This is a genomic window from Pseudoalteromonas sp. SWXJZ94C (genome assembly GCF_015864385.1).
Taxonomy (GTDB): domain Bacteria; phylum Pseudomonadota; class Gammaproteobacteria; order Enterobacterales; family Alteromonadaceae; genus Pseudoalteromonas.
The window spans coordinates 1-17,827 of the sequence record NZ_JADYXF010000063.1 but is presented as its reverse complement, the minus strand read 5'-3'; the positions used below and the strand labels follow the sequence as shown (position 1 = coordinate 17,827).

The 17,827-nt window shown below is 39.0% G+C and carries 17 protein-coding genes and 1 pseudogene; 16 read left to right on the top strand and 2 right to left on the bottom strand.

The window, feature by feature from the left end; genetic code table 11:
* Positions 1-157, bottom strand: a 157-nt coding sequence (locus I6F65_RS19435) for a helix-turn-helix domain-containing protein (protein WP_197114466.1), incomplete at its 3' end; no start/stop codon positions are given.
* A gap of 1,164 nt (positions 158-1,321) precedes the next feature.
* On the opposite strand from I6F65_RS19435, the gene mioC reads away from it, so the two are divergent.
* The 15 genes from mioC to glmU all read left to right on the top strand — a co-directional run bounded on the left by mioC (position 1,322) and on the right by glmU (position 15,242).
* Positions 1,322-1,771: an FMN-binding protein MioC gene (mioC, locus tag I6F65_RS19430; RefSeq protein WP_024611299.1), complete on the top strand. Its 450-nt coding sequence runs from the start codon at positions 1,322-1,324 to the stop codon at positions 1,769-1,771.
* Between the two features lie 428 nt (positions 1,772-2,199).
* Positions 2,200-4,089: a tRNA uridine-5-carboxymethylaminomethyl(34) synthesis enzyme MnmG gene (gene mnmG / locus I6F65_RS19425; protein WP_197114464.1), complete on the top strand. Its 1,890-nt coding sequence runs from the start codon at positions 2,200-2,202 to the stop codon at positions 4,087-4,089.
* A gap of 15 nt (positions 4,090-4,104) precedes the next feature.
* The gene (gene rsmG, locus I6F65_RS19420) at positions 4,105-4,725 is read left to right on the top strand and encodes a 16S rRNA (guanine(527)-N(7))-methyltransferase RsmG (protein ID WP_024611297.1); all 621 of its coding nucleotides are present in this window, start codon (positions 4,105-4,107) and stop codon (positions 4,723-4,725) included.
* 14 nt (positions 4,726-4,739) lie between these two features.
* Positions 4,740-5,525, top strand: coding sequence for a ParA family protein (locus I6F65_RS19415; protein WP_024611296.1), 786 nt, complete (start codon positions 4,740-4,742; stop codon positions 5,523-5,525).
* A 20-nt stretch (positions 5,526-5,545) separates the two neighbouring features.
* Positions 5,546-6,469 carry a ParB/RepB/Spo0J family partition protein gene (locus I6F65_RS19410; RefSeq protein ID WP_024611295.1) on the top strand — a complete coding sequence of 308 codons (924 nt, stop codon included), beginning with the start codon at positions 5,546-5,548 and terminating at the stop codon, positions 6,467-6,469.
* A 142-nt stretch (positions 6,470-6,611) separates the two neighbouring features.
* The gene (locus I6F65_RS19405; RefSeq protein WP_024611294.1) at positions 6,612-6,992 is read left to right on the top strand and encodes an ATP synthase subunit I; all 381 of its coding nucleotides are present in this window, start codon (positions 6,612-6,614) and stop codon (positions 6,990-6,992) included.
* Positions 6,993-7,007: 15 nt separating this feature from the next.
* Entirely contained in the window at positions 7,008-7,865 is an 858-nt protein-coding gene (atpB, locus tag I6F65_RS19400) for a F0F1 ATP synthase subunit A (RefSeq protein WP_166421263.1), read from the top strand.
* Between the two features lie 87 nt (positions 7,866-7,952).
* Positions 7,953-8,180, top strand: a complete 228-nt coding sequence (gene atpE, locus I6F65_RS19395) for a F0F1 ATP synthase subunit C (protein ID WP_166421269.1) — start codon at positions 7,953-7,955, stop codon at positions 8,178-8,180.
* Between the two features lie 41 nt (positions 8,181-8,221).
* Positions 8,222-8,692, top strand: coding sequence for a F0F1 ATP synthase subunit B (gene atpF / locus I6F65_RS19390; protein ID WP_004335264.1), 471 nt, complete (start codon positions 8,222-8,224; stop codon positions 8,690-8,692).
* A 16-nt stretch (positions 8,693-8,708) separates the two neighbouring features.
* Entirely contained in the window at positions 8,709-9,242 is a 534-nt protein-coding gene (gene atpH / locus I6F65_RS19385) for a F0F1 ATP synthase subunit delta (protein ID WP_197114462.1), read from the top strand.
* Between the two features lie 14 nt (positions 9,243-9,256).
* Positions 9,257-10,798, top strand: a complete 1,542-nt coding sequence (gene atpA / locus I6F65_RS19380; RefSeq protein ID WP_024611290.1) for a F0F1 ATP synthase subunit alpha — start codon at positions 9,257-9,259, stop codon at positions 10,796-10,798.
* Positions 10,799-10,858: 60 nt separating this feature from the next.
* On the top strand, positions 10,859-11,719 hold the full coding sequence (gene atpG, locus I6F65_RS19375; protein ID WP_024611289.1) for a F0F1 ATP synthase subunit gamma: 861 nt from the start codon (positions 10,859-10,861) through the stop codon (positions 11,717-11,719).
* A gap of 33 nt (positions 11,720-11,752) precedes the next feature.
* Entirely contained in the window at positions 11,753-13,138 is a 1,386-nt protein-coding gene (gene atpD, locus I6F65_RS19370; RefSeq protein ID WP_024611288.1) for a F0F1 ATP synthase subunit beta, read from the top strand.
* Between the two features lie 13 nt (positions 13,139-13,151).
* The gene (locus I6F65_RS19365; RefSeq protein WP_024611287.1) at positions 13,152-13,574 is read left to right on the top strand and encodes a F0F1 ATP synthase subunit epsilon; all 423 of its coding nucleotides are present in this window, start codon (positions 13,152-13,154) and stop codon (positions 13,572-13,574) included.
* Between the two features lie 309 nt (positions 13,575-13,883).
* A complete protein-coding gene (gene glmU / locus I6F65_RS19360) occupies positions 13,884-15,242 on the top strand; it encodes a bifunctional UDP-N-acetylglucosamine diphosphorylase/glucosamine-1-phosphate N-acetyltransferase GlmU (RefSeq protein ID WP_024611286.1) in 1,359 nt (452 codons plus the stop codon).
* 48 nt (positions 15,243-15,290) lie between these two features.
* Here glmU and I6F65_RS19355 read toward each other — a convergent pair.
* A pseudogene (locus tag I6F65_RS19355) lies at positions 15,291-15,671 on the bottom strand (LytR/AlgR family response regulator transcription factor); the annotation flags it as partial.
* 199 nt (positions 15,672-15,870) lie between these two features.
* Between I6F65_RS19355 and I6F65_RS19350 the strand changes: the two are divergent.
* On the top strand, positions 15,871-17,664 hold the full coding sequence (locus I6F65_RS19350; RefSeq protein ID WP_197114460.1) for a choice-of-anchor I family protein: 1,794 nt from the start codon (positions 15,871-15,873) through the stop codon (positions 17,662-17,664).
* The last annotated feature ends 163 nt before the right edge of the window (positions 17,665-17,827 follow it).

Genomic DNA, 17,827 nt, shown 5'->3' with positions numbered 1-17,827 from the left:
TGTAACCTCGCTTACCTGTATTTCTAGAAAGCTCTCTTGAAATCGTAGATTGCGATAAATTAGTTAGCTCAGCAATACTTTGTTGCGTAAAACCACTTTTCTTTAGAACGGCGATCTGGCATCTTTGCGCATAGGTCAGTTGTTTGTAATGCCTCATTGTAAAATCTCTTGCCGGAGAAAAAGCAGTTAGCTTATGAGCAACTGACCACTTAATCTAGCCAAAACAAGTTATGCACTTACAATTTGAATCTAGGAAATATAATAAATAACTTTTTTTAATAAACTATCTTCAGATTTGAAGATTTGAAAACCGCTTCATAAGACTTCAAAAACATCTCCAAAGTTTAAAACTTTAAATATATTATTTAGCTTTTAAGCACTTCACCTAGTTGCTTTTGTGATGATATAAGAGCTTTTAAACTGATATTTTTTAGTAAACTGCCTCTTTATTGATTAAAAAACAGTTCATTTCATCAATTAAAACCGTGTGTTTTATGCTTTTTTTAGCCTAATAATGCATAAATATCTGAGTATTTGTCACTTTTTTTATCTGTGTAAAAGCATAAATTAACCTAAATTTTGGATAATAAACAACTTATCTACGAAACAAAAAAAGAGTTTTTGAGCTGTATTTTTATTCTAATAGGACAAATACAAAGTTTAATTTAGCGTATCTAGGAAAAATATAGCAATATTTGAAATTGAAAATAACACTTACAAAGTCGTTTTTTTCAATTCACTTACTAAAATACATAAAAATAAGTGATCTAAATATGCATTAAATTAAAAATATTTCGATCACTTATCCACAATTGCTAATTTTTAGCTAAAATAAATGACAAAATTAGGTAACTCGGTCATAAAAAGCTCACGATCAATATTAATTGATCTGTTTATCAGCCTATTTTAAATTAATTTCATTAGATCTACCTTTTTAGATCATTTAATAAAATTATTTTGGATCTAAATTTAGAGTTATCAACAAGCTTTATATCCACATTATGATCAACAGGTGATTAAAAATAAAATACTATCATCCCTTGCACTTTCCTATCTATAAAATCAATAACTTAGAAATAAAAAAGCAATTAAATAATCAACTTAAGCAAAGCTTTCCCCAACCTTATCAACAAGTTGATCAGAAGATTACATTTAAATATAAATTGTTAACCTCAATTTAATCAATAACTTAAATAGCTTCATATGCGTTAGTATAAATTTACAGCAAAATTAGTTATACAAAAAAGCAGTCTTAACTTTACTGTTATGCTCACTCAGTTATCATATGCGTTAATTAAAACTAATGTGATCACTAATATTCATGAGTTCAGTAAATATTATCGTTGGTAGTCAAATGGGATCAGCCGAGTATGTTGCAGAGCAACTAAGTGACGAGCTAAATAATCAAGGTATTGATACACAACTACATGATCAACCAGTGTTTAGTGATATTGATCAACACAATACGATTTGGTTAATTTGTACCTCTACTTATGGCGCAGGTGATTATCCTGAGAACCTCATTAACTTTGTTGATGATTTAGCTCAAACTGATGATTTATCTAATTTAAAATATTCAGTCATTGCCTTAGGTGATACCAGTTATGACACTTATAACCTTGCTGGGCGCAATATAGATGCGTTATTAACAGATAAAAAAGCAATAAGAGTAGCAGAACGGTTAGAGCTTAATATTACTGATGAAGCGCTTCCAGAAGACACTGCTTTAGCTTGGTTAGACTCTTGGATAGCTAAAACAGGTTTAAAATAGAGAGATCAAGCTAAAAAACATTAATAAAGTTACCCACAATTTACTAATAATTTAATAAGTTTTGTGGATAACTAATGTTTAAACTGTTTTTTAAAGCATGCTTATCCATGGGATAAGATCCGACTGATGTAGGCCTGTGCATAAAGTACCTTTTTGATCAGAGCTTATTCGCCTGATGATCCGATCATATTAACACCTTTAGATCTGATCTAATTCCATGTTTTAAATAAAGATCTAAACCTTATCAACAGAAAAGTCGATCAGTAGTAGTAATAGTAATAAAAGATCTCTTTAAAAGATCCTTTATATTATTAGAGATCACCCACTTAGATCTTGAGCACTGTTTAATCATTTATCTTCTGATAATTTCTAGGTAGAATACGCTCCCCTTTGAAGTTTACTGGTTTGATTTAAGTAGGATCCCATAAATGATTTTTCACGAAAATTTTGACGTTATCGTAGTCGGTGGTGGACATGCTGGCACTGAAGCCGCATTAGCAGCTGCTCGCATGGGAATGAATACCCTGCTGCTAACTCACAATATGGATACCCTTGGTCAGATGTCTTGTAACCCAGCAATTGGTGGCATTGGCAAAGGTCATTTGGTTAAAGAAATTGATGCGCTAGGCGGTGCAATGGCACAGGCCATTGATAAAGGCGGGATCCAATTTCGTACGTTAAATTCTTCTAAAGGACCAGCTGTTCGTGCAACTCGAGCACAGGCTGATCGCGCTTTGTACAAAGCGGCTATTCAAACAACGTTACAAAACCAAGAAAACTTAAAGATTTTTCAACAATCGTGTGATGATCTTATTGTTGAAAACGATCGTGTTACAGGCGTAGTTACTCAGATGGGTTTACGTTTTAGTGCCCCAAGCGTAGTTTTGACTGTAGGTACTTTTTTAGGTGGTTTAATTCATATTGGATTAGAAAACTACAAAGGTGGTCGTGCAGGAGATCCCCCTTCGATTGCCTTAGCTGATCGCTTACGTGAACATCCGTTTAGAGTAGATCGTTTAAAAACTGGTACTCCACCACGTATTGATGCACGTACTGTTGATTTTACTAAAATGGAAGCACAACCAGGTGATACACCTACCCCTGTATTTTCATTTATGGGTAAGCAAGCTGATCACCCACAACAAATACCGTGTTACATCACTTACACAAACGAAAAAACACACGATGTTATTCGTAAAAATTTACATCGTTCACCTATGTACTCGGGTGTAATTGAAGGTATTGGTCCACGTTACTGCCCTTCAATTGAAGATAAGATTGTTCGTTTTGCTGATAAAGATAAACATCAAATTTTTGTTGAACCAGAAGGTTTAACATCATACGAATTATATCCGAATGGTATTTCTACTAGTTTACCATTTGACGTACAACTTGAAATTGTGCAGTCGATTACTGGTTTTGAAAATGCACATATTTGTCGACCTGGTTATGCAATTGAATATGATTACTTTGACCCACGTGATTTAAAACAGTCTTTAGAAACTAAATTTATTGAAGGCTTATTTTTTGCTGGTCAAATTAATGGTACTACCGGTTATGAAGAAGCTGGTGCGCAGGGCTTAATTGCAGGCATGAATGCAGCGTTAAAAGTACAAGGTAAAGATTCTTGGACACCACGTCGTGATGAAGCTTATGTGGGTGTATTAATCGACGACTTAGCAACACTTGGTACAAAAGAACCGTACCGAATGTTTACCAGCCGTGCTGAATACCGTTTATTACTTCGTGAAGATAATGCAGATATTCGCTTAACTGAAAAAGGTCGTGAACTAGGACTAGTTAACGATGAACGTTGGCAGGCATTTAACGAAAAAATGGAAGTAGTTGAAAAAGAGAAACAACGCATTAAAGATACTTGGATCCATAAAGATCATGCCGTTGTGGATCAAGTTAACGCATTACTAAAAACACCATTAACACGTGAAGCTAGTTTAGAAGAACTTCTTCGTCGCCCTGAAGTTCGTTATAACGATCTTATGGCTATTGAAGGTTTAGGATCTGAATTTACAAATAAAGCAGCATTAGAGCAAGTTGAGATCCATACTAAGTACGCTGGTTATATTGCGCGCCAACAAGATGAGATCAATAAACAGCTTCGTCATGAAGAGACTATTTTACCTAAAGAGTTTGATTATAAAACCGTATCTGGGTTGTCAAATGAGGTAGTTGCCAAGCTTATTGAGTCTCGTCCTGACACTATTGGTCAAGCATCGCGTATTTCTGGTATCACCCCAGCGGCGATTTCGCTATTATTAGTGTATCTGAAGAAGCAAGGCTTGTTGCGCAAATCTGCGTAACAGTAAGGGTACATAGTGTTAAAGCAACAATTAACTACATTGTTAGCGCAAACTGATATTGCGCTAACAGAAAAACAACAGCAGCAGCTGGTTCGTTACGTCGAGTTATTAGATAAATGGAACAAAGCTTATAATTTAACCTCAGTACGCTTACCTGAAGAAATGATGATTAAGCATATTATGGATAGTTTAGTTGTTGCACCTCATTTACCCGGTCATCATTATATTGATGTTGGTACGGGTCCTGGCTTACCAGGCATTGTATTAGCTATTGCATTACCTGATACGCATTTTGTGCTATTAGATAGTTTAGGCAAACGTGTTCGATTTTTAATGCACGTGAAACATGAGCTTGGACTTGATAACGTCACCCCTGTGCAGTCAAGAGTTGAAGAATATCAACCAAGTGTTAAATTAGACGGCGTACTAAGTCGTGCATTTGCCTCTTTGCAAGACATGGTAAAATGGTGTTCACACTTAATTGATAATTCAGGTAAATTTATAGCCCTCAAAGGTATATTCCCTAGTGAAGAGCTAGAGTCGCTACCTGAAGGCATTAAGTTTGAGAAAAAAATTGCATTAGAAGTACCTAAATTAGATGCACAACGACATTTAATTATTCTTTCTAAAGACTAGGGATCAGAGACACTGTGGCAAAAGTCATCGCATTAGCAAATCAAAAAGGCGGAGTGGGTAAAACTACAACTGCTGTTAACCTCGCTGCGTCTATGGCTGCAACGAAACGTAAAGTGCTGTTAATTGATCTAGACCCGCAAGGTAATGCAACTATGGGTAGCGGCGTAGATAAGTATGGCGATGTGCCAACTATTTATGACTTACTTATTGAAGATAAGCCTATCGAAGACGTTATTATTAAAGAGACATCAGGTGAATACCACATGATAGCTGCAAACGGTGATGTAACCGCTGCAGAAGTTAAATTGATGGAGTTATTTGCTCGTGAAGTACGTCTTCGCAATGCGCTCGAAAAAATTCAGGACCAGTACGAATTTATTTTTATTGACTGCCCACCTTCTCTAAATATGTTAACTGTAAATGCAATGGCTGCTGCTGATTCTATTTTAGTGCCAATGCAATGTGAGTATTACGCATTAGAAGGGTTAACTGCATTAATGGATACGATTACACAACTTGCTAGATTAGTTAATCCTAAATTACAAATCGAAGGCATACTTCGTACTATGTACGATCCGCGTAATCGATTAGCAAATGATGTGTCAGAACAACTAAAACAACATTTTGGTGATAAAGTATACCGTACTGTAATCCCACGTAATGTACGTTTAGCGGAAGCACCAAGTTTTGGTACTCCTGCTATGTACTATGACCGGGCATCAAGTGGCGCTAAAGCTTATTTAGCACTTGCTGGCGAAATGTTACGCAGAAAAGAAAAAACAGCGTCCGTTGTCGCCTAACTTTGAGGTAAAAAAATAACATGTCTGCTAAAAAACGAGGTCTAGGCCGAGGACTCGATGCGCTTTTAAGTTCGTCAAAACCTGCACCAAGCGTAAGCAAGGAACAAGACACATCAAACGTGACTGAAGCTATGCAAAAAGCTGCAGCTAATAATAGTGAATTGCAAAAGCTTCCTATCGAGTTTTTACATTCGGGTAAATACCAGCCTCGTAAAGATATGTCTGAAGAGGCGCTTGAAGAACTAGCAAGCTCTATTCGCTCTCAAGGTATTATTCAGCCAATAGTTGTTCGCCCCGTGGCTCACAATAGTTTTGAAATTATTGCTGGTGAACGTCGTTGGCGTGCAGCGCAAATAGCTAAGCTTGATACTGTACCGTGTATTATTAAAGACGTGCCAGATGAAGCCGCTGTTGCAATTGCATTAATTGAAAATATTCAACGTGAAGATTTAAATGCAATGGAAGAAGCCGTTGCACTTAATCGTTTACTTATAGAATTTGAGCTAACACATCAGCAAGTAGCCGATGCGGTAGGTAAATCACGAACAACGGTGACTAATTTACTACGCTTAAATAATTTAAATAGTGATGTAAAAATTCTGTTAGAACATGGTGACATCGAAATGGGGCATGCTCGTTGTTTATTGGCTCTTGAAGGTGAGGCACAATCAGATGCGGCTCGTTTAGCTGTTGCTAAAGCACTTACTGTTCGTGAAACCGAAAAGCTAGTTCGCTCAATTCTAGAACCTGTGCCAGCGAAAGAAATAACAGAAAAAGACCCAGATGTTAAACAGTTAGAGCAACAACTAGCTGAAAATTTAGGTGCCAAAGTAGAAATAAATTACAATAAAAAAGGCAAAGGTAAGCTTGTTATTTCTTATACTAATTTAGACGAACTTGACGGCATTTTAAACCGCATTAATCAAGACAATACCCACCATTAGTTTTATACATGTCTAAAAAGAGACATTTGTAACTATTTCGTGTTACAAAACGTCTACTCAAGTTGCAAAACTGGCAGGATTAAGTATAATTTCGCCAGTTTTCACACCCTAACAATTAGAACGCAATAAAGGTTAACTAACCGTGACTAATAAGTTAGCGAGTCCATATAGACTTGCCGTATTAAAGTTAATTTGCCTTCAGGGTGTTGTAGCATTAATTGCTGCTGTAATTATTTTTTTAAGTTCGGGAGTCAATGCCGCACTTTCATCACTTGCTGGTGGAGTTGTTGCAGTACTTCCACACTTTGTATTTGCGCTCTATGCATTCAGATATATGGGTGCTAGTCGAGCAAATCAAGCGTATGCCTCGTTAAAGCGCGGCAACGGATTAAAATTTATGCTAACAATCATATTGTTTGCGCTGGTTCTAAAGTCGTTTCCGGTAATATTATTACCTTTTTTTAGTACTTATATACTTGCGCTATTTACTGGATTGTTTGCACCCGTTTTTTTTAAACATTAACTTTTGGGATATAACATGGCAGCAGAAGAAGTTACTCTATCTGGCCATATCCAGCACCATTTGACCAATGCTAAGATGTGTTCGACCGATACAGGTCTCGCCTTCAACAAAGCATGTACGGATAGTGGTTTCTGGACATGGCATATAGATACCCTCGCATGGTCTATCGGATTAGGTCTATTATTTTTATGGATCTTCCGTAGTGCCGCTAAAAAATCAACACTAGGTGTACCTGGTAAGTTTCAGTGTTTTATTGAAATAATCGTAGAATTCGTTGGTGACAACGTACGCGATACTTTCCATGGTAGAAGCAAGCTTATTGCACCATTAGCCTTAACGATTTTCGTTTGGGTGTTCTTAATGAACTTAATGGATTTAATCCCAGTTGACTTTTTACCAGCATTTGCAGGTTTCGTTGGTGAAACTGCATTTGGTATGGATTCACACGATGTGTACATGAAAATTGTACCTACTACTGATATCAATATGACTTCAGCGCTAGCGCTAGGTGTATTTATTTTGATGATTGGTTACTCAATCAAAATAAAAGGCATTGGCGGGTTTATTAAAGAGTTAACGCTTCATCCGTTCAGCTCAAATAACATGCTGGTTCAAATTATTTTGATACCATTTAACTTATTACTTGAACTGATTGCACTCGTTTCTAAACCGTTTTCATTAGCATTACGTTTGTTTGGTAACTTATATGCGGGTGAGTTGATTTTCATCTTGATCGGCGCTATCGGTTTTATGCAATTACCATTGCATTTTGTTTGGGCAGTATTCCACATATTAGTTATTACATTACAAGCATTCTTATTTATGATGCTAACGATTGTATACCTAAGCATGGCAAGCTCAGATAATCACTAATTTATAACTTTAATTTTTATAACTTTTAATATTTAACTTTAATTTACAATTGAAACTTTGGAGAAAAAAATGGAACAAGTATTATCAATGCCTGAAGCAATTAAGTACATCGCAGTAGCTTTACTAATTGGTTTTGGTGCAATCGGCACAGCAATCGGTTTTGGTAACATGGGCGGTAAATTCCTTGAAGCATGTGCGCGTCAACCTGAGCTTGCACCTTCGCTACAAGTTAAAATGTTTATCCTTGCTGGTCTAATCGATGCTGTAGCAATGATTGGTGTTGGTATCGCTATGGTATTGTTGTTCGTACTTTAATTTTATTTTTTGAACAGCTTACTATTTAAGGAGGAGCGGTTGTGAATTTAAACGCCACTCTTATCGGTGAATTGATTGCGTTTACGGTGTTCGTATTATTTTGTATGAAATACGTATGGCCACCACTAAACGGTGCAATTGAAGCTCGCCAGAAAAAAATCGAAGATGGTTTAGCTGCCTCTGATAGAGCCGAAAAAGACTTAGAACTTGCGCAAAAGAAAGCTGCTGAACAGCTTAAAGATGCAAAAGCTCAAGCGGCTGATATCATTGATCAAGCTAAAAAGCGTGCAGTGCTAATTGTTGACGAAGAAACACTTCGTGGTCAGCAAGAGCGTGAAAGTATCATTGCTCAAGGGCACTCTGAAGTTGAGTCTGAACGTAATCGCATAACAGAAGAGCTACGTAAACAAGTAGCAACGCTGGCTGTGATTGGTGCAGAACGTATTTTAGAGCGTGAAATTAATCAAGCCGCACATAGTGACATCGTTGAAAAACTTGTCGCTGAGCTGTAATTAGGAGGGTATGAGCATGTCTAATTTGACTACTATCGCTCGCCCATACGCTAAAGCGGCTTTTGAACTTGCCGTTGAGAAAGGCACTCTTGAAAGCTGGAACGATATGTTGTTCTTTGCAGGCCATGTAGCCAGCAATGAGCAAGCATCATCTGTTTTAGCGAGTATGCCTACAGCTACTGCACAAGCTGAATTATTTATTCAACTTTGTGCTGAGCAGCTCAACGAACAAGGTCAGAACCTAGTTAAGGTGATGGCTGAAAATGGACGTTTGATCGCTCTACCTGAGGTTGCACAGTTATTTGCTGAATTTAAAGCAGAATACGATAAAGAAATCGAAGTTGATGTGATTTCTGCAACTCCTCTTGTTGCTGCGCAACAAGAGTCATTGGTAGCGGTACTTGAAAAACGTTTCGCACGCAAAGTTAAGCTGAATTGTAGTGAAGACGCGTCAGTTGTTGGTGGACTTATTATTAGGTCTGGTGACACTGTAATCGACGGCACTATTCGCGGTAAATTAAACCGCTTAGCCACAACACTACAATCGTAATTGGGAAAAAGAGCATGCAACTTAATTCCACTGAAATTTCAGATCTGATCAAACAACGTATTGAGAAGTTCGAAGTTGTAAGTGAAGCTCGTAACGAAGGTACTATTGTATCTGTTACTGACGGTATCATCCGCATCCACGGTCTTGCTGACTGTATGCAAGGTGAAATGATTGAGCTTCCTGGCAGCCGTTATGCTATCGCACTAAACCTTGAGCGTGACTCAATTGGTGCAGTAGTAATGGGTCCTTACGCTGACCTTACTGAAGGCGTAAAAGTATATACAACTGGTCGTATTTTAGAAGTTCCTGTTGGTCCTGGTCTACTTGGTCGTGTTGTAAACACACTAGGTGCTCCAATCGATGGTAAAGGCGCTCTAGATAATGACGGGTTTGAACCTGTAGAAAAAATTGCACCAGGTGTAATCGAGCGTAAATCTGTAGATGAGCCAGTTCAAACTGGTTATAAATCTATTGATGCTATGATTCCAGTTGGTCGTGGTCAACGTGAACTTATCATTGGTGACCGCCAAACAGGTAAAACTGCTCTAGCAATCGATGCAATCATCAATCAAAAAGACACAGGCGTTAAGTGTGTGTACGTTGCGATTGGTCAAAAAGCGTCTACTATTGCAAACGTAGTTCGTAAATTAGAAGAGCATGGTGCACTAGCAAATACTATCGTAGTTGTTGCATCTGCTTCTGAATCTGCGGCACTTCAGTACTTAGCACCGTTCGCGGGCTGTACTATGGGTGAATACTTCCGTGACCGTGGTGAAAACGCATTAATCGTATATGATGATTTGTCTAAGCAAGCAGTTGCTTATCGTCAAATTTCATTACTACTTAAGCGTCCACCAGGCCGTGAAGCATACCCAGGTGACGTATTCTATCTTCACTCTCGTCTTTTAGAACGTGCATCGCGTGTAAACGCAGATTACGTTGAAAAGTTCACCAATGGTGAAGTGAAAGGTAAAACTGGTTCATTGACGGCATTGCCAATCATTGAAACTCAAGGCGGCGACGTTTCTGCGTTCGTACCGACTAACGTTATCTCTATCACCGATGGTCAGATCTTCTTAGAAACTGACCTATTCAACTCAGGTATCCGTCCGGCAGTAAATGCTGGTATTTCGGTATCGCGTGTTGGTGGTGCTGCACAAACTAAAATCGTTAAGAAACTAGGTGGCGGTATTCGTCTAGCCCTAGCTCAGTACCGTGAACTAGCTGCGTTCTCGCAGTTCGCGTCTGACCTTGACGATGCAACTCGTGCTCAACTTGAGCATGGTGAGCGTGTAACAGAGCTAATGAAGCAGAAACAGTACGCGCCAATGTCTGTTGCTGATATGTCTTTGTCGTTATTTGCTGCTGAAAAAGGCTTCCTTCAAGATATCGAAATCGCGAAAATCGGTGACTTTGAAGCTGCTTTACTTTCTTATGCAAGTAGCACATACGCAGAGCTTGTGGCTCAAATCAATGAAACTGGTAACTTGAATGCCGAGATCGAAGCGCAGCTTAAAGAACTTCTAACGAAGTTCAAGTCTACGCAAACTTGGTAATTTAGTTATTAATGGTGCGCTTTAGTTTTCTAAAGCACACCTTGATTCGGAGAGAGAGTCATGGCTAGCGGAAAAGAGATTAAAAGCAAGATCGGGAGTATTAAAAATACTCAAAAGATCACTAGCGCAATGGAAATGGTTGCTGCGTCTAAAATGAAAAGGGCGCAAGAACGCGTTGCTTCAAGCCGTCCATACGCTGACAAATTACGTGAAGTAATTGGTCGTGTTGCTCAAGCAAATCTTGATTTTACTCACCCGTTTTTAAAAGAACGTGAAGTGAAACGAGTTGGTTATATTGTTATCTCTACAGACCGTGGTCTGTGTGGCGGTCTAAACTCAAACGAGTTTAAGAAAGTTGCACTTGATGTTAAAGCGTGGAAAGAAAAAGGTGTTGATGCTGAATTTGCTACTTTAGGTAGTAAAGCAGCTGGTTTCTTTCAACGTTTCGGTGGTCAACTACTCGCTAAAAAAGCGGGCCTAGGAGATAAACCTTCAGTACAAGACGTTATTGGTCCTGTAAAAATAATGCTTGATGCATTTTCTGAAGGCAAAATAGACCGTTTATTCTTGGTATATAACAAATTCGTTAATACCATGAAGCAAGAGCCAATTATAGATCAGTTACTCCCTTTGCCAAAAGCTGAAGAAGAAGTATCTGCTCACACATGGGATTACTTATACGAGCCAAACCCAGAGGCTATTTTAGAGTCTTTGTTAGTACGCTTTATTGAGTCTCAAGCATACCAAGGTGTGGTAGAAAATGCTGCCTCTGAACAGGCTGCTCGTATGGTTGCAATGAAAGCTGCAACTGATAACGCAGGTGACCTTATGGACGAGCTACAGCTTGTTTATAACAAGGCTCGCCAAGCAGCAATCACACAAGAAATTAGTGAGATTTGTTCTGGCTCAGCAGCAGTTTAATGCTTCGGGTAAAGATTAACGAGAGGAATAGACATGAGTTTAGGTAAGGTCGTCCAAATTATCGGCGCCGTTGTGGATATTGAATTTCCACAAGATAGCGTGCCAGCGGTATACCACGCACTAAGAGTAACAGATGGCGATTTAGCTGGTTTGACTCTAGAAGTCCAGCAACAGCTAGGTGGCGGTGTAGTGCGTACTATCGCTATGGGTACTACTGATGGTTTACGTCGTAGTGCTTTAGTTATGAATACAGGTGAATCGATTCAAGTTCCAGTTGGTAAAGCAACACTTGGTCGTATCATGAACGTACTTGGTGAGCCAATCGATGAAGCGGGTCCAATCGGCGAAGAAGACCGTATGTCTATTCACCGTGCAGCGCCTTCATACGAAGAGCAATCAAGTTCAGTTGAACTTTTAGAAACTGGTATCAAGGTTATCGACCTTGTATGTCCGTTTGCTAAAGGTGGTAAAGTTGGTTTATTCGGTGGTGCCGGTGTTGGTAAAACTGTAAACATGATGGAACTTATCCGTAACATCGCAATCGAGCACAGCGGCTACTCAGTATTCGCAGGTGTTGGTGAGCGTACACGTGAGGGTAACGATTTCTACCATGAAATGAACGATTCAAACGTACTTGATAAAGTATCGCTTGTATACGGTCAGATGAACGAGCCTCCTGGTAACCGTTTACGCGTAGCGTTAACAGGTCTTACTATGGCTGAAAAGTTCCGTGACGAAGGTCGCGATGTACTTTTCTTCGTAGATAACATTTACCGTTATACACTTGCTGGTACAGAAGTATCTGCACTTCTTGGTCGTATGCCATCAGCGGTAGGTTACCAGCCTACACTTGCTGAAGAAATGGGTGTGCTTCAAGAGCGTATCGCTTCTACTAAGACTGGTTCAATTACATCAATCCAAGCGGTATACGTACCTGCGGATGATTTAACGGATCCATCTCCAGCAACTACCTTTGCTCACTTAGACGCAACAGTAGTACTTTCACGTGATATCGCATCACTTGGTATCTACCCAGCGGTAGACCCACTTGATTCATCTTCACGTCAACTTGACCCACAAGTAATTGGTCAAGAGCACTACGATACAGCACGTGGCGTTCAAACAGTTCTTCAGCGTTACAAAGAACTTAAAGACATCATTGCAATCCTAGGTATGGACGAGCTTTCTGACGAAGATAAGCAACTTGTATCTCGTGCACGTAAAATCCAACGTTTCCTATCTCAGCCATTCTTCGTGGCAGAGGTGTTTACAGGCGCGTCTGGTAAATACGTATCACTAAAAGATACAATTGCTGGCTTTAAAGGCATTTTAAACGGCGAGTTTGATGACCTTCCAGAGCAAGCGTTCTACATGGTTGGCTCTATTGAAGAAGCTCAAGAAAAAGCCAAAGGCATGTAACTAGGAGGGTAGTATGACAGCTATGACTGTACATCTTGACGTAGTAAGCGCAGAGCAGAGCTTGTTCTCTGGTCTTGTTGAATCGATTCAAGTATCTGGTAGTGAAGGCGAACTAGGTGTAAACCTAGGTCATGCTCCACTACTAACTGCCCTTAAACCTGGTATGGTACGTTTAGTTAAGCAATTTGGTCACGAAGATGTGATATACGTTGCTGGCGGTACATTAGAAGTTCAACCAAATCACATCACGATTCTTGCAGATACTGCGATTCGTGGTGAAGATTTAGATGAAGATTCAGTACAAAAAGCTAAACGTGAAGCTGAAGAACATATGGCGAATTCGTCAGCTGTTGAGTTTGATTATCAACAAGCGGCAACGCAACTGGCAGAAGCAGTTGCTCAGTTACGTGTTATTCAGTTATTACGTAATAAGTAAGCCTACTCGGTTTTTAAAAGCCCACTTTATGTGGGCTTTTTTGTGCCTGTAATATTTATCAGAATATTATTATTGGTAATATAAATATAATTCACCTTTATAGCTGCTATAAGCTTTTTTTGACTTATATCCTTGCTCAATCCTCGTTACAATAACGTAATACAGTCGAGTGAATATTGGTTTCAGTTAAGATTCAGTAGTTAAAACTTAAACTACTGGGTATTTGCACAGGAAGTGATTTACGTAGTCTTACTGGCTAGTAAAACGACTCTTATTTAACTAAAACAACGGAAAAAGGAAATTGTTTTAATGGCATTAACAACGGTAATTCTTGCTGCGGGTAAAGGTACTCGTATGCGCTCTGCACTCCCTAAAGTACTTCATAAAATTGCTGATAAGCCTATGGTGCAGCATGTTATTGATAACGCAATGGCATTAGGTGCTACAACTACTAATCTAGTTTACGGACACGGCGGCGAACTATTACAACAAGAACTTGCCGATAACAATGTAAATTGGGTACTTCAAGCTGAACAACTTGGTACTGGTCACGCAGTAGCGCAAGCCAACTCTCATGTTAATGATGAAGACACGGTATTAATTTTATACGGTGATGTACCACTAACAAAACAATCAACATTAGAGCGTTTATTAGCTGCAACACCTAAAAATGGTTTAGCTGTATTAACCGTAAATTTGGTAAACCCAAATGGCTATGGTCGAATGCTTCGTGTTGACGGTAAGTTAGTCGGTATTGTTGAGCAAAAAGATTCAAGCCCAGAGCAGTTACTAATCAACGAAGTAAACACCGGTATTATGGCTGTTAACGGTAAGCTATTAAAAACATGGTTAGGTAACTTATCTAACAATAATGCACAAGGCGAGTACTACTTAACAGATATCGTTGCAATGGCTCATAGTGAAGGCGTAGAAATTACTTCAGCTCAGCCAGACCATGCAATGGAAGTTGAGGGCGCAAATAACCGCGTACAACTTGCAGGCTTAGAGCGCGCTTACCAAGCATGGCAAGCAGAAGAGCTAATGTTAAATGGTGCAACACTTGCTGATCCTGCGCGTATTGATGTGCGTGGAACAGTTACCACCGGTGAAGATATACTTATCGATGTAAACGTTATTTTTGAAGGCACAGTCACGCTTGGTAACAACGTACAAATTGGTCCTAACTGTGTACTTAAAAATTGTAGCATTGGCGATAACGTTATTATTAAAGCTAATACCCTAATTGAAGATGCCACAGTTGCAGATAAATGTACGCTTGGTCCTTATGCTCGCCTTCGCCCAGGCGCTGTAATGGAAGAAGACTCGCACATTGGTAACTTTGTTGAGATGAAAAAAACCCGTTTAGGCAAAGGCTCTAAAGCTAACCATTTAAGTTACTTAGGTGATGCTGAAATTGGCGAAAAAGTGAATATTGGCGCTGGTACTATTACTTGTAACTATGATGGCGTTAATAAAGCAAAAACCATTATTGGCGATAACGCCTTTATTGGTTCTAATTCATCACTCGTTGCCCCAGTAAACATTGGTGCAATGGCAACTGTTGGTGCCGGCTCTGTGATCACCAGTACCGTTGAAGATGACCAATTAGCAATAGCACGCTCTAAACAGCGTAATTTAACAGGTTGGAAACGCCCAGTTAAAAAATAACAATAGAGGCTACTTAGGTAGCCTTTTTTATTTTAACTGAAGTTTAAATTACTCTTTATAGCGTCTAGATAGATTAAGTACTTTACCTGTTGTTAGTTTTATTTCGCTGTCGCCACTGGGGAGTGGTGTAATGGACTCCACTTTATCGAGTTTTACGCCATGGCTGCGGTGAATTCTACAAAACCCCTGTACTTCAAGTTGTTTGCTTAATGCTGTAAGCGTTGCCCTTAAAGGATATATACGTGAGCCTATATGTAGGTTTACATAATTACCCGACGATTCAAGCCAATCAACATCCTCTATTTTTATAATGAATTCCTTTCCGAGCTTTTTAACTAATAAGCGATTTATGGTCGATATTGTTTGCTGCTCACTTTCTTCAATTGAAGCGGCTTCACCTAGTAGTTGCTGCACCATATATTGATATACTTAGACCTTTGCTAGGAGTTGCAATTAAACGAGATTATCCCCCGACTGTAAAAATGCTTGGTTATACGGTCGCTTTAATTTTAATAACTCCGCTAGCGTATAAGCTAATTACTTAGACTAAGGGGCTGTATTAAAACTGCCATAATCTTGTCATGCCTGTGTGTTGATATTTAGCAAATATAATACTAAGGAAAATTACATGTTTAAAAAATCAATTATTGCGCTTTCACTTATATCTGTTTTTACGGGTTGCTCACTTGATGGTGACGATGGTCAAAACGGCTCTCAAGGATTACAGGGAGAACAAGGCACAGATGGAACTAACGGGTTAAATGGTATAAATGCAAACTCAGCATTAAACATTAACCTTGTGGGTAGAGGTGTATTAAATGCACAAAGCCCAGAAGGTGCAGCTGAAATAGTTGCATATCAAACATCTAAAAAATGGATTTACGCTATTAACAGTTCAGGCGATGACGCTGTTGTTAATATTTTACCCGCCGACACCTTTGATACTGCCGCACTCGTTAAAGATAACGAAGGGGTTATAAACGCCACAAACTTAACCTCGGTCATTACGTTGCCTTTAAACGAGCACACCCAAGGCGATGCAAACAGCATTGCTATTGATGAAAACAATCATTTACTAGCGGTTGCAATGGCTGCTGAAAGCACGGGTGATGCAGGTCAAATTGCTTTTTACGATATAAGCGGCGACTCACCTGTATTTATTAAAAATGTAACGGTCGGATTTTTACCAGACATGGTGACGTTCACCCATGATGGCGCAAAGGCAGTGGTTGCTAACGAAGGTGAACCAAGTGGCGACTACAGCGTAGATCCTGAAGGTTCTATTAGTATTATCGATATAACAAATAATGTAATAGCCGATACGGCAATAAATATTGATTTTAAAGCCTATAACAACAAACAAGCCGATCTAGAAACGCAAGGGGTAGTTTTTGCAAACCCAAATGGTCGTACTATTAACGGTAATCTAATAAATACAACTGTGGCTATGGATTTAGAGCCCGAGTACGTTAGCATTTCTAAAGATAACAAATACGCTTATGTATCTATTCAAGAAAATAATGCACTTGCAATAGTTAACCTACAAGACAACAGCTTTGAGCTAAAGGGCTTAGGCTTTAAAGATTGGTCAAGCTTACAACTTGATGCCTCAGATAAAGATGGCGGCGTTAATTTTAAATCATATCCAGGGCTCTATGGTATGTACCAGCCCGACACTATCTCAAGCTTTAGTTGGAAAGGCGCTAACTTTATAGTCACTGCCAACGAAGGTGACGCAAGAGAATACTTTTTTGATACAACGAATGAAGCAGACTGTATAGCAAAGGGCGGACTTGATTACGATGAAGACGATGGCTGCTTAGCTTATATAGATGAAAGCCGCGTTGAAGATCTAACGCTTGCTAGTAACTTTGATTATTTAAATAATGACGATGATGATATTGGTCGCTTAAAAGTAACAACAATAAAAGGCGATACCAACAACGATGGACAATACGAATCGCTTTATGCTTATGGTGCACGTTCGTTTACTATTAGGGATAGCAACGCGCTGGTGGTTTTTGATTCAGGTGACGATATAGCACGTATAACAGCATCTGTGCATGGTGAATCATTTAATAATGATGAAGATGAAAACAAAGGTGATTCTCGCTCAGATGATAAAGGCGCAGAGCCCGAAGCGCTGACTATTGGTGAAATTGGCGATCGTACATTTGCCTTTATTGGTTTAGAGCGTATGGGCGGCATTATGGTTTACGACATTACTAATCCATACAATGTGCAATTTGAAGACTACTTCTACAATAGGGGCTTAATTAAAGGCGCTAATATTACAGGCGATTTAGCACCTGAAGGGATGGTATTCGTTCCAGCAGAGCAAAGCGCAACAGGAAATGCACTTTTAATCGTTGGGAATGAAATATCTGGTTCTATTGTGGTATGGGAAATTGCAGCGAGTTAAAAAGGTTAGTTTAGCTAAAGTAAACTTGGATCGACTTACACAGTGAAGTTGATCCACTAAATTTTTTAACCTAAGTCTTTATGTGTCCTAGATTCAAATTGTAAGTGCATAACTTGTTTTGGCTAGATTAAATGGTCAGTTGCTCATAAGCTAACTGCTTTTT

Excerpts from the sequence above, each read along its gene's own strand:
- atpA (WP_024611290.1), top strand. The coding sequence starts at position 9,257 with ATGCAACTTAATTCCACTGAAATTTCAGATCTGATCAAACAACGTATT.
- I6F65_RS19410 (WP_024611295.1), top strand. The coding sequence starts at position 5,546 with ATGTCTGCTAAAAAACGAGGTCTAGGCCGAGGACTCGATGCGCTTTTA.
- glmU (WP_024611286.1), top strand. The coding sequence starts at position 13,884 with ATGGCATTAACAACGGTAATTCTTGCTGCGGGTAAAGGTACTCGTATG.
- I6F65_RS19350 (WP_197114460.1), top strand. The coding sequence starts at position 15,871 with ATGTTTAAAAAATCAATTATTGCGCTTTCACTTATATCTGTTTTTACG.
- atpB (WP_166421263.1), top strand. The coding sequence starts at position 7,008 with ATGGCAGCAGAAGAAGTTACTCTATCTGGCCATATCCAGCACCATTTG.
- atpD (WP_024611288.1), top strand. The coding sequence starts at position 11,753 with ATGAGTTTAGGTAAGGTCGTCCAAATTATCGGCGCCGTTGTGGATATT.
- mnmG (WP_197114464.1), top strand. The coding sequence starts at position 2,200 with ATGATTTTTCACGAAAATTTTGACGTTATCGTAGTCGGTGGTGGACAT.
- atpH (WP_197114462.1), top strand. The coding sequence starts at position 8,709 with ATGTCTAATTTGACTACTATCGCTCGCCCATACGCTAAAGCGGCTTTT.
- atpE (WP_166421269.1), top strand. The coding sequence starts at position 7,953 with ATGCCTGAAGCAATTAAGTACATCGCAGTAGCTTTACTAATTGGTTTT.
- atpG (WP_024611289.1), top strand. The coding sequence starts at position 10,859 with ATGGCTAGCGGAAAAGAGATTAAAAGCAAGATCGGGAGTATTAAAAAT.
- mioC (WP_024611299.1), top strand. The coding sequence starts at position 1,322 with ATGAGTTCAGTAAATATTATCGTTGGTAGTCAAATGGGATCAGCCGAG.
- I6F65_RS19365 (WP_024611287.1), top strand. The coding sequence starts at position 13,152 with ATGACAGCTATGACTGTACATCTTGACGTAGTAAGCGCAGAGCAGAGC.